Consider the following 15,692-nt stretch of genomic DNA (forward strand, 5'->3'; position numbering starts at 1 on the left):
TTCAGGCAGATCCCCGCTCGATTATGCTGAATGGCATTTCATGCGCGACGCCCGTGGGCAGGCCCTGCCCCTTGAGGCGCTCCATCAGGATTTCTGCTGCCCGCACGCCCATCTGGTATTGAAACTGCGCCACGGTGGTGAGGCCCGGCCACACCAGCCGGGCCGACGAGATATCGTCGAAGCCGGCTATGGCAATGTCCTGGGGGATCGACAGGCCACGCTCGCGGACTGCCTGCATGGCGCCGATTGCCATCAGGTCGTTGGCGGCAAAGATCGCCGACGAACGCGCCGGATGGTCCAATATGGCGAGCGCGGCCCTGCCCCCGCCGGTTTCGTTGAAATCGTCGTCGATGACGACATTGGGCACCGCACCTGCTTCGTGCATTGCGGCCAGGTACCCATCGACGCGCACGGCCTGCGTCCCGCCGCGACCGGCGATCATGGCTATGGTGTGATGACCCTTGCCCAGGAGGTAGCGTGTCATCTCATAGGCGGCGCGCCGGCTGTCGACGAAGATATTGTCGATGGCGAAATCGCCACCCTCCTTGCGGGTGTTCTCGAACCGGACAACCGGCACCCCGTCCCCGATCAGCACGGCAAAATCGGGCGCCCGCAAGGTCCAGAACACGCCGATGACGCCGTCGACCCGCCCCTGCCGCGACCAATCGAGAAAATGCCGTTCGCGTTCCGCAAGCCCGTCGGTATTGACCGCAATGACATCATATCGCAGCCCATCGGCAACCGATTGGATGCCGCGCATCAGCGATGGATAGAACGGGTTGGAAATGTCCGGGACGATGCAGGCGATCGTCATCGTCTTGCTGGTCTTGAGCGCCTGCGCAAACCGATTGGGGACATAATCCAGTTCGCGAATGGCATTATTGATCCGCGACAGCGTCTCGGTCGGCGTATCACCGGCCGTGCCGCTCAACACCATCGACACCGTCGCCTGCGACAATCCCGCAACGCGAGCCACATCCTTCTGGGTCGGTCGGCGCGCCATCGCACACTCATTGATACGTATCGTTGATACGTATCAACCGCAAACCACGCCATTGGTCAACACAATTCTGGCGGCCTTGACATCATCAGGTTCTAGCGAAAGGTCAGTTGCCGGCCTCTCGGCATGGTCGGCAGCATTGCGCCAAACACCACGCGATCAATAATATGCCAGCCGGAACGGCATCACGGCCGCTCCCATCGCAGCCGCGTCGCTGGCGATTTCCGAGATGATAAGCTTGGGCCGCGCCCGCGCCACGCCATAGCGGGGCCGTCCAAAAATTTGCGTGCGGTCGATCAGCATCTGCGCCAAATCGGCCGGAACCTGGCCGCCGAACACGATGGCCTGGGGGTCGTAGACCGCCCAGATCGCATTGACCAGGCGATTATAGGCCGGGGTGACTTCGTCCACCCAGTCGCCGACGCCGGGCCAGTGGCGGTCGAAATGCTTGCGGATATAGGTGATCGAAGGCACGTCGACGCCGTTCCGGTTCAGCCGCTCGATCAGCGATTGCAGGGCCGGTCGTCGTTTGACTTCTTCGTCGTCGAACATTTGGGAGAACTCGCCGGCATTGCCATTGCCCCCCGGCAACAGTTCGCCATTGCCGATCAGCCCACCGCCAAAGCCGTAGTTGAAGCTGAGATAGGCAAAGTGTTTCATGAACCGGCCGACGCCGAACATGGACTCGGCGATCGTGCCGGCCTTGCCGCCATTCAGGGGCCAGACCGGCTTGCCGAAGAACTCCGACAGCATCGGACCCAGCTCGATCAAGGACCATTCATGCAGCGGCAGCGAAGCATTGTAGCGGGTGCCGTCCACGTGATAGCCGGCAATGGCAAAACCGATCCCGAATAGCCCGTCTTCGCTCAGGTCATGGCGCTTTTGGTGCTCGGTGATCTGTTCGCGCACGAGGTCGAGCGACTGGGCCACGCTGCGCTCCCACAAGGGGATATTGGTTTCGGCCAGGATATTGCCGGCAAGATCCATCAGACAGATGTCGATGACGTCGGTCGTGACCGATAGCCCGCAGCAATAGGCGTGCTTGCCGTTGAGGCGCAGCATCGGGCTTGGCTGCCCGCTCCCCAGTCCGGGCTTGGGCGAGCCGAGCAGAACTATGCCGCGCTCCGCCAGCACATCGAGGATGCGATGCACCGATTGCTGGGTGAGATCGCATTGCGCGGTCAGTTCGGAGCGCGACAGCCCCGGATGGCGCCAGATCAGCCGCAGCAGACTGCGCTCATTGGACGAGACGACGCCATCGTCGCTGGCGCGCAGAAACCGCCGCGCGATCAACTGTTCCGGTGCATAGCTCATCCCGCCCTCCAGCCTGCACAGTTACCACGAAGGTGTGACAAACACCAGAATGCGCAACCATTAACGCCGTTGATTTCAACCTAAAGTGGCGCTTGCCAAACCACGACAATGCCATTTCACCCAATTGTCACAACTAAAGTGTAACAAACGGCAAGATGGCTCGATCGAACATGGTCGGTCGCTGCAAACAGGGCAGGCAAATCATGAAGCTAACCACTCTGGCGGCCTTGGCCGCGCTGACATCCTGTGCCGGCTCGGCGCAGGCCACCGAATTCGAATTCTGGTACGGCAATACCGGCAATGTCGAAACCGCCATCCTGGCGCAGTGCGCTGCGTTCAATGCGGCCCAGTCCGCCGACAAGGTCACCTGCGTCGGCCAGGGCAGCTATGAAGCCAGCATGCAGAAGGCGATTGCCGCCTATCGGTCCGGCAAGACCCCGGCCCTGATCCAGTTTTTCGATGCCGGAACCCTCGATCTCATCCTGTCCGATGCCGTTATCCCGGTGCAGGACGTGCTGCCCGATGTAGACTGGTCCAGCTATATCGCCGGCGCGCGGTCCTATTACGAGACCTCCACCGGGGAACTCTATTCCCAGCCCTATAACGCTTCGACGCTCCTGTTTTACACCAACAAGACCCAGCTCGAAGCTGCCGGGGTCACCGAGACGCCCAAGACCTGGCAAGACATCATCGTGGCAGCGGGCAAGCTCAAGGAAGCGGGCAATGCCTGTCCCTATGTCACCAATGGCGAGCCCTGGTCGATGTTCGAGCAGTTCTCCGCCCGTCACGGCCTGCCGATCGCGTCCGAGCACAATGGCTATGCCGGGCTCGACGCCGAATATGTCTTCAACACCACCTTTTTCGCCCAGCACCTGCAGAACCTGGTCGACTGGCGCAAGCAAGGCCTGGTCAAGCTGCCCAGCGACATCCAGGCCGGCAACTACACCGCGGCCTTCAATGCCGGCGAATGCGCGATGATGGAAAATTCGTCGGGTTCCTATACCGGCTCGGCCCAGGCCTTCGCCGGCAAGTACGAGCTGACCGTGTCGCTGACGCCCATGTATGAGGGCTACGAGCGCCACAACACCCTGGTCGGCGGCGCTTCGATCTACATCATGAAAGGCCATGACGATGCCGAGATCGCGGCGGCTAAGGGCTTTCTCAATTTTCTGCGCCAGCCCGAGCAGCAATTGTTCATGACCGCCAATACCGGCTACGTCCCGGTTACCAACGACGTACTTGACGCGCTTGCCGCCAGCCCCGACGCCAACGATCCGAAATACGCCACGGCGGCCTTGGGCATCGAGTCGATGAACGAACCAGGCACCGATGATACGCGCGGCATTCGCCTCGGCTTTTACGTGCAGTTCCGCACCATCTTCATCGAGGAAACCCAAAAGGCTTTCAACGGCGAAAAAACCGTCAAGGCGGCTCTCGACGACGCCAAGTCGCGTGGCGACGAACTGCTCCGCCGCTTCGAACAGACCTACCAGGGCGTTCAACTCCCCTGATTGATCCAGCCACGGCGCGTGACTTTGGTCACGCGCCGCTTTTGCCCGCGTGGATTGCCCATGACCACTGCCCCCCAAGCCATGTTTGCCAATCGCTGGCTGCCAGTCCTGCTGGTCTTCCCGCTGGCACTGTTGATCGTTTTCTTCTTCTACGCGCCCATCGTTCAGGCGCTGTACTGGTCGTTTTTCCTCGAGCGTCCGTTCGGCGGCGGGTCCACGTTCGTGGGCTGGAGCAATTTCGCCCGCGTCCTCGCCGATCCGCAGTTTTGGGCGGCCCTGCGGCGCACGCTGGTCTTCATGGTGATCGGCTCGTCGCTGGCCGTCCTGATCCCCCTGCTGCTGGCGCTGGCGGCCGATCGCAGCATCCGCCTGGCTCAGCCGGCGCGCAATGTACTGGTTTGGCCCAAGGGCGTGGCCGGCGCCTCGATCGGGGTGGTCTTTGCCTTCATCTTCAATCCCTTTGTCGGCATCCTGGCGCCGCTCAATCAATGGTTCCCCGGCGTCTGGGCTCCTGGCCTTGACGGCAATGATGCCTTTGTCACCTTGGTCGCAGCCCATATCTGGGGCGGCATTCCGTTCAATTTCGTGGTGCTGCTGGCCGGCCTGCAGGCTGTGCCGCGGACCCTGCACCAGGCTGCCGCCATGGATGGCGCAGGGCCCTGGCGCCGTGTCCTCGATGTCCAATTGCCCATGATCATGCCGCAGATTTTCCTGACCCTGGTGCTCGAATTTACCGAGAGCGTCACCTCCGCCTTCGCGCTCATCGACACCATGACCGAGGGCGGCCCGGGCGGCTCCACGACGCTGCTCGTCTACAAGATTTATATCGATGGCTTCAACGGTTTCGATCTGTCCGGGGCGGCGACCCAGACGGCCCTGTTGATGGTCTTCGTCGTACTGCTCACCAGCGCCCAGTTCGCCTTTCTCGGCCAGCGCATCAGTTACGAGCGCTGACATGATTGAAAACGCCCGCTCGCTCAACATCGCCGCCGGCCTGATCCTGCTGGTGGGCATGATCTACATCCTGGGCCCATTATACCTCATGCTGGTCACCGCCTCCCAGTCCTACGGCGCCATGCTGCAAAACGGCATGGCCTGGCTACCGGGCGACCAGCTCCTGGCCAATATCGGCCGGATTTTCCGCGACACCCATATTCCCGTGCAACTGGCCAATTCGCTGGTGGTGGCTGCGGGCGATGCGCTGGCCAGTTGCGTGCTGTCGTTCCTCGCAGCCTTTGCGCTGGTCTATTTCGGCGCGCGCTGGGCCGGCATCGTCTTTGCGCTGATCCTGGCCACGATCATGCTGCCCATCGAGATCCGGGTGATCACCACCTATACCGTGGCGGCCAATGTCCTGTCCCCGGTCAATGGGCTGCTCGATTTCTCCGGCCTCAACGGTCTGATCGCCCGGCTATTGGGTGCGCCCCTGCATCTGGAGTGGAGCGTTCTCGATACCCATTTCGGCCTGATCGCGCCGCTCGTGGCGCACGGCACCGGCACGTTCCTGTTCCGGCAAACCTTCCTGACCTTGCCCAAGGACCTGTCCAAGGCTGCCCGCATGGATGGGGCGGGGCCGCTCCGCTTCCTGCTCGATATCGTGCTGCCGCTCTCGCGCACCAGTTTTGCCGCGCTGTTCGTGCTGATCTTTCTGGGCGGCTGGACGCAGTATCTATGGCCCCTGGTGGCCACGTCCACGCCCCGGATGCAGACCGCCGTCGTTGGCCTGGCCCGGCTGGCGCCAGACGAGCAGGGCGGCGTCATGCCCGATTTTCCCCTGATCATGGCCGGCGCCTTCGTCGTCTCGATCATTCCCCTCGTCATGATCGCCGTGCTGCAGCGCTATCTGGTGCGCGGGCTCGTGCTGTCGGAGAAATAGCCATGGCTGCCATCGATACCGCCATTCGCGCCGCTGCCGCCGCCATCGCGCTCAAGGGCGTCAGCAAGGCCTACGATGCCCACAGCGTGGTCATTCCCCCGCTCGACGCCGAATTGCGTGCCGGCGAGTTCACCGTCGTGCTGGGCCCGTCGGGCTGCGGCAAGTCCACGCTGCTGCAGATGATCGCCGGGCTGGAACGCGTCTCGGGCGGCGCGATCCTCATCGGCGGCCGCGAAGTGCAAGACCTTGAACCCAAGCTGCGCGGTTGCGCCATGGTCTTCCAGAACTACGCGCTCTATCCGCATATGAGCGTTTTCGACAATATCGCCTATAGCCTCAAGGTCGCCGGCATGCCCAAAGGCGAGCGCATCGCGCGGGTCGGGGCCGTCGCCAGGATGCTGGGCCTTGATGAACTGCTGGGGCGCAAGCCGGCGCAATTGTCGGGCGGCCAGCGTCAGCGCGTCGCCATCGGCCGCGCGATCGTGCGCGAGCCGGGCGTGCTGCTGTTTGACGAACCACTGTCCAATCTCGACGCGCAATTGCGCCATGACATGCGCATCGAACTGGCGGACCTGCACCGCCGCATCGGCGCTACCACCGTCTTTGTGACCCATGACCAGGTCGAGGCCATGACCCTGGCCGATCGCATCCTCATCCTCAACAAGGGCCGCATCGAGCAGTTCGACACGCCCCGGGCGATCTATCATCGCCCCGCCTCCGTCTTTGTCGCCAAGTTTATCGGCGCGCCGCCGATGAACGTCCTGCCCGTCACCGGGGACGGTATGACGCTGCGGCTGGCCGACGGCCAGGCCGTGGCGCAGCACGCTGACTCCGGCCAGTTCCTGCTCGGCATCCGCCCCGAAGATGTGACCGCCAGCGCCAAGGGTCCGCTTCAGGCGCAATTGCGCTACCGCGAGGATCTGGGGTCGCACAGCGTCTTGGCGGTCGATCTGGCTGGCTCGACCTTGCGCATCGCCACCCCCTTCGGCGCCGAACTCGAGATCAGCGCCAAACTTGCCCTCGACTTTTCCCCAACCCGCCTGCACCTTTTTGATGCCGGGACGGGCCAGGCCATTGCCAATGCCTTCGGCCCGCACTGAAAGACTCCTGATGCACTACAAGACCTATATCGCCGACCCGGCGCGCGCTTGCGCCATCATCGCCCATCGCGGCCTCTGGCGCGCCGCGCCCGAAAACAGCCTTCTGTCGATCGAGCACGCTATTGCTGTGGGTTGTAACGTGGTCGAGATCGACGTGCGGCGCAGCGCCGATGGCGAATTGTTCCTGCTGCACGACGACACGCTGGAGCGGATGGCCGGGCGGCCAGAACCCCTGGAAACCCTGACCGCCGCGCAATTGCGCGATCTGCGCCTGCGCGATCGCGATGGCGGCGGGCACAACGGGCTGACCGATCAAAAGCTGCCCAGCCTCAAGGAAGCGTTCGCGCTGACCCGCGACCGGATTTTCCTGCATCTCGACGTCAAGCAGCGCGAGGTGATCCCCCAGGTGATCGCCCTGGCCCGGGCCATGGGCGTCGACCAACAGGTCGATTTCTGGGGCAATCTGGGCTCCGGCGACGATCTTGCCTGGATCGTTGCCACCGTTACGCCGCACGGGGTGCCCTTCATCGGCAAGACGCGCCTCAACGCGCCCAATGCCGCCGAACAGCTCCAATTGCTGTTTCAGCTCTCCCCGTTCATCTGCGAGATATATTTCGACGCTATTGAGCAGCTCGCCGCGCATCAGGCGCGCTTTGCGTCTGCCGGCATTGCCCTTTGGGTCAATACGCTTGATTCGATATCCTGTGCCGGCTTCACCGACAGCGCCGCCCTGGTGCATCCCGAAGCCGTCTGGGGTCGCCTGCTCGATGCCGGCGTCTCGGCCATCCAGACCGACGAGGCCGCGGCGCTCAAAACCTTCCTTGCGGCCCGCCGCGCCTGAACCGACCGAAAGAGCCAGCATGAGCTATATCGACTACATCGCCGATCCGGCGCGCGATTGCGCCATCGTGGCCCATCGCGGAGCCTGGCACGGCGCGCCCGAGAACAGTCTGGCTGCCATCGAAAACGCCATTGCGATCGGTGCCAACATCGTGGAACTCGATGTGCGCCGCAGTGCCGATGGCGAACTCTTCCTGATGCATGACAATACCCTTAAGCGCATGGTGGGGACCGATCGGCATGCCGAGAGCTGCACCATGGCCGAGTTGCAGGCCATGCTCCTGCGCCAGGACGATGGCGGCGACCATCGCCTGTCGACCGACCAGCGCATCCCGACGCTGCGACAAGCGCTCGAGCTTGTCCGTGGCCGCATTTTTGCCGATCTCGATCTCAAGGACCGCAGGCTGTTTGCCGAAGTGGCCGCCTGCGCCCGCGCCATGGGGGCCGCAAGCCATGTCGACCTCAAGGCCGCCGTTATGACCGCCGACAATATCGCCTGGGTCCGTGCCCAGGACATTGCCGACCTGCCCTTCATGGCCATGACGCATTTTTCCGCCGACACCTTGGGCCAAACCCTTTCGGTGCTGTCGCAGCTCCAACCCTTCATGAGCGAAATTCGCTTCGATGACCTCAAGACCATCGCCGATAACCGCCAGGCATTCCAGCGGGCCGGCATGGCGCTGTGGGTCAATACGCTCGACCAGCCCGGCAGCGGGCAATGGACCGACACGGCTGCCCTGGCCGATCCGGACCGTATCTGGGGGCGATTGATCGACGCCGGCATCGGCGCCATTCAGACCGATCAGCCCTCGGCGCTCAAGGCCTATCTGGCGAGCCAGCGCTCATGAAGATCATCGGCGACGACCTGTTGCAGGCCCTGATGGACGACATGGCACTGACGGCGCAAACCGAGATCCTGCCGCGTTTCAACGCGATCGCCGCCGATGCCGTCCGCACCAAGACCTCGCCCGACGATCTGGTGACCGATGCCGATATCGGCGCCGAACGCCTGCTCGGCACGCTGCTCGCCGATCGCCTGGGTGACCTGGCCATCGTCGGCGAGGAGGCCGTCTCGAACGACGCCGCCATTCTCTCACGCCTTGCCGATGCCGACCTCGTTGCCATCATCGACCCGGTCGACGGCACCTGGAATTTTGCCCATGGCGTGCCGCTGTTCGGCAGCATCCTGGCGATTGTCGCCGGTGGCGAGACGATTGCCGGGCTCATCCACTATCCGGTAACCGGCGATTTCCTTGTCGCGCGTCCTGGACGAGGCGCCTGGCAGGTAACCGCTGCCGGTGTCATGACCCGATTGTCCGTTGCACCCCCGTCGCCGATCGGCGCCATGCACGGCTTTGTGCCCCTGCAGATGTTCCCCGCCGATATGCAAACACGCCTGGGGCCGCGCCTGCCGCGCTTTTTGCGCACCACCAGCTGGAACTGCTCGGCCTTCGAATATCGCATGCTGGCAACGGGCGCGATGAGCTTTTGCCTCAATGCCAGCCTGATGCCCTGGGACCATGCCGCCGGCGCCTTGATCCACAAGGAGGCCGGTGGCTATAGCGCCTTGCTCACCGGCCAGGCCTATGGCCCGACGATGCGCCAGGGCCAGTTGTTGCTGGCCCCGGACCAGCCGAGCTGGCAGGCAGTGCGGGCCGCTTTGATGGACGACTAGGCATCTGCCGTTCGGCCTTGCGGGGACGCAGGGTGGCTACAGCCCGGAAACACTGTCGGATCGTTTCCATCCATCAACTGTTGTCCGGGCGCGACATCGGCAAGGCCGGATGCAATTGGATCTGGAGAAGTCTCATGCTTCGTTCTTTTTTGATCGGCTTGGTCACTGGACAACGCGGGATCACGCCGCTGGCAGTAATTGGCATCGCCACGCTCCGAAGGGAGATCCACGCCGATCTGCCCCTGCAGAATCTTTTCCTTCACCCGGTGGTCACGGCCGGGGCCACGGCTCTTGCAGCAGCCGAGATGGGCGGCGACAAGATGAAATCGGCCCCGGACCGGATCGTGCCGATCGGGCTGGCCGTCCGTGCCATGACCGCCGCCTATGCCGGTGCGGCCCTCGCGCCCAGGGATCGGCGCACGCTGGGCGCTGCGGTGGCCGTGGGTACGGCACTCGTCTCGTCCTATTTCGGCTGGCGATTGCGGATGGCCGCCATGCGCCGCTATGGACAAACGCCGACGGGTCTGGTGGAAGACGCCATTGTCTTTGCGAGTGGAATGGCTATCGCCAACCCCAGGCTTATGGGCATTGACAGTCAGACCGCCGGACATCGGCGGCCCGCAATCGGTTAACCTGGGCTATACTCGTCTTGGCCGCAGCCAGCGCCTGAGCGCGACGAACGCGACCATTGCCCCTGCCGAAATCATCAGCGCCGTCAGTCCCGGCCGCTTTTGCGCTTCCAGGATATAGCTGTGGCGACGCACGACCAGGGCCTGGCTACCCTCGATTGCGCCGGCGGGACGCGGCTCGAACAGAGTGTCGCGCCAGGCCGGATTGCCCGGATCGCGGCTGACCTGCAAGGCTTTGCCGAACGTCCTTATCAAAAATTCCGACGTTGCCGGCGCCACCGCGCGTCCAAGGGAAATCCATTGTCCTGCACTCCCGACGCGCAAGGTGCGACGCCGGTGTGCGGCCGCGAACAGCACGGCATCGGCAACAAGGCGCGGATCGTAGAGCAGCGGCGGCAGGCGCGGCGGCGCATCGAGGTAGCTGCGCGCCCGCTCGGCAAATGGCGTATGCATTGACGCCGGCTGGATCAGGGTAACCGAGATGGGTGCACCGTCCCGCTCCAGTTCCATGCGCAGGGTCTCGGTCGCGGCATGGACGGCGTGCTTGGATGCGGCATAGGCACCCTGCAGCAATACGCTGGCATCGCCGAGCACCGAGCCGATATTGATGATGGCGCCGCCATGGCCCCGCAAGTGTTTGGCGGCCACCAGAGAGCCTTCCAGCACGCCAAAATAATTGACGTCCATAATCCGGCGATGATCGTCCAGGCTCAGCTGTTCCATGGTCCCATAGGCGCCCGAAGCCGCATTGTTGACCCAGGTGTCGAACCGTCCAAACGCGGCGATCGCCACCTCGGCGATCCGGGCGACATCGCCGGGCAAGGCAACGTCCGCGACACAGACGGCGACCCGTGCCCCGCCCGCTTGCAGTCGTTGGGCAATGTGGTTCAGCGCCTCGCCGCTGCGCGCCACCAGCACAACGGCGGCGCCACGCCGCGCTGCTTCTTCCGCGATTGCCAGCCCGTTGCCGCTCGAAGCGCCGGTAACGACGATGACCTGTTCGTCCACGGGTTTTAGCTTGAACGTCATGGGAAAAACTTTCCGTTGCGAGTGGCTCAACGGCAGGTCCCGCCTATGGTTCAAAGCCGAGGGCGCTAAATCTTGGTCCGACGTGAAATCAGCGGCGGCTCAAGCAGGGGTCGACCATCGATCTGGCAAGCGCCGCGGCCACCAACGCGCGTCGCCCCAAGCATGGTCATTCCCGTCCCCTTCCGGACGTCTTCAGAAAAGTTTGTACATCATGGCCGGCCGACGATCAGGCGGAGTGCGCCATCAAAGCAAGGCTCATGGCGCAGGTGGCCGTATTTGCGGTCCCAGGTCCCATCGGCAAGGTCGCGGCCCAGATGCTCGACGAAGCGCGGACCGACCGCAGGGTCGACAAAACTCCAGGCCGAGTTGGCCAGCCGGGCCCCCGGCTCCAACAGACGCTCGGGGCGGCCGTAATAGGCTTCGCCGAAGCCGTCGACGCAGCCCAGCGGGATCGGCATCGGCTGGATGTCCACCGTTCCCCCCAAACCGTCGACGATCGTCTGCAGGCCTGGATAGCGTCCCGCTTCCACGGCGATGGCTTCGGGCGCGTAGTCGTTGAGCCAGAACCGGTCCAGCGCCGCCGGATCGCAGGTCAGGATCAGCACCGCTCCCCGCGTCACCCGCCGCATTTCACCAAGGCCTGCGGCCAGATCCTTCCACTGATGCACCGAGAACGTCGCCATGCTGGCATCAAAGCTCTGATCGTTGAACGTCAGGCGTTCCGCCACGCCGTCCACGGCCGGGCTCAGATGCGCCGGTCGTTGCGCGCGCATGGCGGCCGATGGCTCGAGCGCGGTCACGTCGCGATCGGCCGGCTCATAGGAACCGGCCCCGGCGCCGACATTGAGCACACTCCTGGCCTCACCCAATGCCACCGCGATGCGCTGCGTGAAATACGGTTCCGGCTGCCGATAGTTCGTGTAATTGACGCCAATCACGCCATAATTGGCGTCGCCGGCGCTGCCGTCCGCATGCCGCTCGTCCATTGCCTATCCCCTGATCTGCGCTGCCAAAATGCCCGTGACCGCGGCAATTGGAAAACGATATGAACCAATACGCGCTGTTTGCAAACCGCACATGAGACAACGTCCTTCGCTCCATGCGGCGCCGGCCCTGGCGGGAGCCATCATCGAAGACCCGGCCGGTGTCCCATTGCTGCATGCGCGCCCGCGCCGACGCGCCGGCCGGCAGGTCGACGGAGCGGCCGGCAATGCATGTGAGCGCTTCTAGGTCATGCTTGAGGCGGCGTCGCAGGCCTGAGATCTCGCCGCGACGGCGGGCACATGGTTCTCGATCGTCCAAATGCTGGCCTTAACGCGCTATTGCTGTCCGGAGCTTCTGAGCGCCGATGGCGGAGAGGGGGGGATTCGAACCCCCGATAGAGTTGCCCCTATGCCGCATTTCGAGTGCGGTGCATTCAACCGCTCTGCCACCTCTCCGCGAGGTCGTCATGTCCGCCTGCGCGGGCCCGGTCGACATGGGCGGGCTTATGACATAGGCAGGAGCACCCTGCAACTCCCCATCTGCCCGCAGCGGCGCCGCCAGCACAGGAGCCCGCCGTGACCCCGCACCCGCTCTTTGTCTATGGGACCCTGCGCGATCCCGACCTTCGTCGGGCGCTGCTGAGCCGCCGTGCTGACGGCGACGCCATCACCGTCGCCCAGGCGCCGGGGTTTCGGGCCGTGCACATGCCGGGCCGGGTCTATCCGGGTCTCGTTGCCCTTGCCGGCGCCAGCGCGCCGGGCCTGCTGCTGCAGGGCCTGACCGCTGCCGAACTGGACATGCTGGACGCCTTTGAAGGCGACGAATATCACCGCGCCACGCTTGTGGTCTTGACCGAAACCGGCGAGACGACGGCCATGGCCTATCTGCCCACCATGTCTGTTTCCACCGACGCCACGCCCTGGACGCTGGCGCACTGGTCCTTGATCCACAAGCCGGACGTACTCGCCGGCGAGATCGCCACGGTCACGACGCTCCGGGCCCGGCTGACCGCGCGCTAGTCTCATTGGAGTCACATTTGCGTGGGCGATGAACCTGGCCGACCGAGCCTGCGTTCACCGAACGCAGATTTCACCAAGGACATTCCCATGCTCAAGCGTCGCCACCTCGTCATCGGCATGGCTTCATTGCCGCTCGCCTCCTTTCTCGCCGCCGGGCTTAGCCCCGCCTTTTCACAAACGGACACTCCTACCTTGGACGGGGACACCCTGACCACCGCCGATGGCGACGTCATCATTCACCCGGTCGATCATGCCAGTCTCCTGCTCGGCTGGCAGGATCAGGTCATCTATGTCGATCCCGTCGGCGGCGCCGAACTCTACCAGGGTCTGCCCGCGCCCACCGCCATCCTGATCACCCATGCCCATGGCGATCATTTCGATATTCCCACCCTCGAGGCTATCGCCGGCACCGTGCCGATCCTGACCACGCAGGAAGTGTTCGACAAATTGCCCGAGGCGCTCAAGGCCAATGCCACCGCCGTAGCCAATGGCGAGGAAGGCGCGCTCAATGCCCTGCCGGTGGCGGCCATTCCCGCCCACAACACGACGCCCGACCGCATGAACTATCATCCCGTAGGCGTCGGCAATGGCTATCTGGTCAAGTTCGCCGACAAGATCGTCTACATTGCTGGCGATACCGAGCCGACGCCCGAAATGCTGGCGCTGGAAAACATCGATATCGCCTTCCTGCCCATGAACCTGCCCTATACCATGACCGTCGATCAGGCCGCCGAAGCGGTCAACACCTTCAAGCCCAGGATCGTTTATCCCTACCACTATGCCGAAAGCGACCTTGAAGCGTTCAAGGCCCAGGTGGGAGAGGGCGTCGAAGTGCGCCTGCGCAACTGGTACCCCAACGCCGGTTGACCCTTGACTCGCCCCCCCTTTTGCGGGGATAAGCCGCCTTGGAATGCGTGCCAACCCGCTTGGCGCGCTTCTTTGGTTTATAAGCCGCTGCTTGAGGCTGCCCGCCGGACCCGTCCGGCATCAGTTCGAAGACCGCAGGACCGGACGGCAACGTCCAAGGCGCACCTGCGGCGCCGCAAAGCGCGATACAAGGGACCGGCGTGTTTGCAACACCCGGCGCAGAGATGACTTTTGCCGTGATCAAGACCGGTGGCAAGCAGTACAAGGTTGCCGCCAATGACGTTCTCAAGATTGAAAAACTCGATGCCGAAGCCGGCTCCATCGTCACCTTCGACCAGGTGCTGATGATCGACGGCGAGGTGGGAGCCCCGCTGGTTGCGGGCGCCATGGTCGCCGCCGAACTGCTCGATACCAAAAAGCAGAAGACGGTCATCATCTTCAAGAAGAACCGTCGCCATAATTATCGCCGCCGCAATGGCCATCGCCAATTGCTGTCCACCGTGCGCATCACCGAAATCCTGACCGGCGGCGCCCAGCCGACCATCCAGGCCGCCGCCCGCGCCGAAACGGCAACCCCGAGCGTCAGCGCAGCGGCCCCGGCCAACAAGGCCCCCAAGGCTGCAGCGCCCGCCGCTGCCGGCGAGACCGCGGCTGAACAGCCCGCCAGGAAGGCAGCCCCGAAAAAGGCCGCTGCCGCCCAAACCGAAGCCGCCGCCGACAAGCCGGCAAAAAAGGCACCGGCCAAGAAGGCCGCGCCCAAGGCCGACCAGGAATAAGGAGCGCACACCATGGCACACAAAAAAGCAGGCGGTTCATCCCGCAACGGTCGTGATACCGCCGGCCGTCGTCTCGGCGTCAAGAAGTTCGGCGGCGAAGCCGTGATTGCCGGCAATATCCTGATCCGCCAGCGCGGCACCAAGTGGCATCCCGGCACCGGCGTTGGCCTGGGCAAGGACCACACCATCTATGCCCTGATCGACGGCAAGGTCGCCTTCCGCACCCGCGCCAAGTCGCAGGTCTTCGTGTCGGTCGAACCGGCACTGGCCGCCGAATAACCCGGCACGGTTCAGCAGACCGCTTCCGGTGACCTGGGTCCCCGGTTGGTTTTGCCAACGCAGTTGATGGAGGGGAACCGGTCGCCGGTTCCCCTCTTTCGTTTGGATGCAGCCAAATGAAGCTTTATTTGTCGTCATACCGATTTGGCACCGCCACTGAAACGCTGCTCGCGCTTTTGGGCAATGGCCGCCGCGCGGCTATCATTGGCAATGCGCTCGATATGATCCCGGCTGACGATCAGGTACGCTATCGGACCAATATCTACGATCCCATCACCGAACTCGCCGATTTGGGCATCACCGCCGACATGCTTGACTTGCGGGACTACTTCGATACCCATGAAGCGCTGCCCGAAACGCTGTCACGCTATGACCTGGTCTGGGTGTTAGGCGGAAACAGCTTTCTGTTGCGCCGCGCCATGGCGCGCAGCGGATTCGATCAGACTATTGGCACCGCGCTTGCCGACGGCCTTGTCTATGGCGGCTTCAGCGCCGGTGCCGTGGTGGCGACCCCTACCCTCCGTGGCATTGAACTTATGGATGATCCACATCAGCTCGCTCCGGGATATACGTCGGACATCATCTGGGATGGTCTCAGTTTGGTGGACTTTTCCATCGTACCGCATTTTCGGTCCAACCATGCCGAAGCCGCGCTAGCCGAAGCGGCGGTCGCCCATATGCTCGTCAATGGCCAAACGCACCGCTCCCTTCGCGACGGCCAGGTGATTTTGCGAAATGGCTCCCACGTCGAGATCATTGGGGAGCCCCTATGACCTATCATTGCGGCAAGCCT

Annotated in this window: 17 protein-coding genes and 1 tRNA gene; 13 read left to right on the plus strand and 5 right to left on the minus strand. The window is 63.6% G+C overall.

The genetic code is table 11. The annotated features are described in order from the left end of the window. Position 1: 1 nt before the first annotated feature. Positions 2 to 1,003: a LacI family DNA-binding transcriptional regulator gene (locus ACFE8X_RS06980; RefSeq protein WP_375450732.1), complete on the minus strand. Its 1,002-nt coding sequence runs from the start codon at positions 1,001 to 1,003 to the stop codon at positions 2 to 4. A gap of 156 nt (positions 1,004 to 1,159) precedes the next feature. Continuing rightward, complete coding sequence (locus ACFE8X_RS06985) at positions 1,160 to 2,314, minus strand: ROK family protein (RefSeq protein ID WP_375450733.1); 1,155 nt, start codon at positions 2,312 to 2,314, stop codon at positions 1,160 to 1,162. 203 nt (positions 2,315 to 2,517) lie between these two features. Between ACFE8X_RS06985 and ACFE8X_RS06990 the strand changes: the two genes are divergently transcribed. The 8 genes from ACFE8X_RS06990 (at position 2,518) to ACFE8X_RS07025 (ending at position 9,948) form a co-directional block, all read left to right on the plus strand. Then, the gene (locus tag ACFE8X_RS06990) at positions 2,518 to 3,825 is read left to right on the plus strand and encodes an extracellular solute-binding protein (RefSeq protein ID WP_375450734.1); all 1,308 of its coding nucleotides are present in this window, start codon (positions 2,518 to 2,520) and stop codon (positions 3,823 to 3,825) included. Positions 3,826 to 3,885: 60 nt separating this feature from the next. After that, positions 3,886 to 4,779, plus strand: a complete 894-nt coding sequence (locus tag ACFE8X_RS06995) for a carbohydrate ABC transporter permease (RefSeq protein ID WP_375450735.1) — start codon at positions 3,886 to 3,888, stop codon at positions 4,777 to 4,779. 1 nt (position 4,780) lies between these two features. Next, positions 4,781 to 5,701 (plus strand): carbohydrate ABC transporter permease, encoded by a 921-nt coding sequence (locus ACFE8X_RS07000; RefSeq protein WP_375450736.1) that lies wholly within the window; start codon positions 4,781 to 4,783, stop codon positions 5,699 to 5,701. Between the two features lie 2 nt (positions 5,702 to 5,703). Further along, the gene (locus tag ACFE8X_RS07005) at positions 5,704 to 6,801 is read left to right on the plus strand and encodes an ABC transporter ATP-binding protein (RefSeq protein WP_375450737.1); all 1,098 of its coding nucleotides are present in this window, start codon (positions 5,704 to 5,706) and stop codon (positions 6,799 to 6,801) included. Between the two features lie 10 nt (positions 6,802 to 6,811). Continuing rightward, the gene (locus tag ACFE8X_RS07010; RefSeq protein WP_375450738.1) at positions 6,812 to 7,642 is read left to right on the plus strand and encodes a glycerophosphodiester phosphodiesterase family protein; all 831 of its coding nucleotides are present in this window, start codon (positions 6,812 to 6,814) and stop codon (positions 7,640 to 7,642) included. Between the two features lie 19 nt (positions 7,643 to 7,661). Continuing rightward, positions 7,662 to 8,489 (plus strand): glycerophosphodiester phosphodiesterase family protein, encoded by an 828-nt coding sequence (locus ACFE8X_RS07015; protein WP_375450739.1) that lies wholly within the window; start codon positions 7,662 to 7,664, stop codon positions 8,487 to 8,489. Continuing rightward, positions 8,486 to 9,316, plus strand: coding sequence for an inositol monophosphatase family protein (locus ACFE8X_RS07020; protein WP_375450740.1), 831 nt, complete (start codon positions 8,486 to 8,488; stop codon positions 9,314 to 9,316). Before ACFE8X_RS07015 ends, ACFE8X_RS07020 begins: the two co-directional genes overlap by 4 nt. 134 nt (positions 9,317 to 9,450) lie before the next feature. After that, positions 9,451 to 9,948 carry a DUF4126 domain-containing protein gene (locus tag ACFE8X_RS07025; RefSeq protein WP_375450741.1) on the plus strand — a complete coding sequence of 166 codons (498 nt, stop codon included), beginning with the start codon at positions 9,451 to 9,453 and terminating at the stop codon, positions 9,946 to 9,948. 6 nt (positions 9,949 to 9,954) lie between these two features. Here the strand turns inward: ACFE8X_RS07025 and ACFE8X_RS07030 are convergent, their stop codons facing one another. The 3 genes from ACFE8X_RS07030 to ACFE8X_RS07040 all read right to left on the minus strand — a co-directional run bounded on the left by ACFE8X_RS07030 (position 9,955) and on the right by ACFE8X_RS07040 (position 12,413). Then, entirely contained in the window at positions 9,955 to 10,974 is a 1,020-nt protein-coding gene (locus tag ACFE8X_RS07030) for an SDR family oxidoreductase (protein WP_375450742.1), read from the minus strand. 209 nt (positions 10,975 to 11,183) lie between these two features. Then, positions 11,184 to 11,960: a class I SAM-dependent methyltransferase gene (locus tag ACFE8X_RS07035; protein ID WP_375450743.1), complete on the minus strand. Its 777-nt coding sequence runs from the start codon at positions 11,958 to 11,960 to the stop codon at positions 11,184 to 11,186. Positions 11,961 to 12,323: 363 nt separating this feature from the next. Then, positions 12,324 to 12,413: transfer RNA gene (locus ACFE8X_RS07040), tRNA-Ser, on the minus strand. A gap of 120 nt (positions 12,414 to 12,533) precedes the next feature. On the opposite strand from ACFE8X_RS07040, the gene ACFE8X_RS07045 reads away from it, so the two are divergent. The 5 genes from ACFE8X_RS07045 to ACFE8X_RS07065 all read left to right on the plus strand — a co-directional run bounded on the left by ACFE8X_RS07045 (position 12,534) and on the right by ACFE8X_RS07065 (position 15,672). Beyond that, positions 12,534 to 12,977, plus strand: coding sequence for a gamma-glutamylcyclotransferase family protein (locus ACFE8X_RS07045; RefSeq protein WP_375450744.1), 444 nt, complete (start codon positions 12,534 to 12,536; stop codon positions 12,975 to 12,977). An 87-nt stretch (positions 12,978 to 13,064) separates the two neighbouring features. Continuing rightward, a complete protein-coding gene (locus ACFE8X_RS07050; RefSeq protein ID WP_375450745.1) occupies positions 13,065 to 13,844 on the plus strand; it encodes an MBL fold metallo-hydrolase in 780 nt (259 codons plus the stop codon). Positions 13,845 to 14,068: 224 nt separating this feature from the next. Continuing rightward, a complete protein-coding gene (rplU, locus tag ACFE8X_RS07055) occupies positions 14,069 to 14,620 on the plus strand; it encodes a 50S ribosomal protein L21 (RefSeq protein ID WP_375450746.1) in 552 nt (183 codons plus the stop codon). A 12-nt stretch (positions 14,621 to 14,632) separates the two neighbouring features. Next, positions 14,633 to 14,899 (plus strand): 50S ribosomal protein L27, encoded by a 267-nt coding sequence (gene rpmA / locus ACFE8X_RS07060; RefSeq protein ID WP_375450747.1) that lies wholly within the window; start codon positions 14,633 to 14,635, stop codon positions 14,897 to 14,899. 116 nt (positions 14,900 to 15,015) lie between these two features. After that, complete coding sequence (locus ACFE8X_RS07065) at positions 15,016 to 15,672, plus strand: Type 1 glutamine amidotransferase-like domain-containing protein (RefSeq protein ID WP_375450748.1); 657 nt, start codon at positions 15,016 to 15,018, stop codon at positions 15,670 to 15,672. Positions 15,673 to 15,692: the final 20 nt, after the last annotated feature.

The organism is uncultured Devosia sp. (genome assembly GCF_964244875.1).
Taxonomy (GTDB): domain Bacteria; phylum Pseudomonadota; class Alphaproteobacteria; order Rhizobiales; family Devosiaceae; genus Devosia.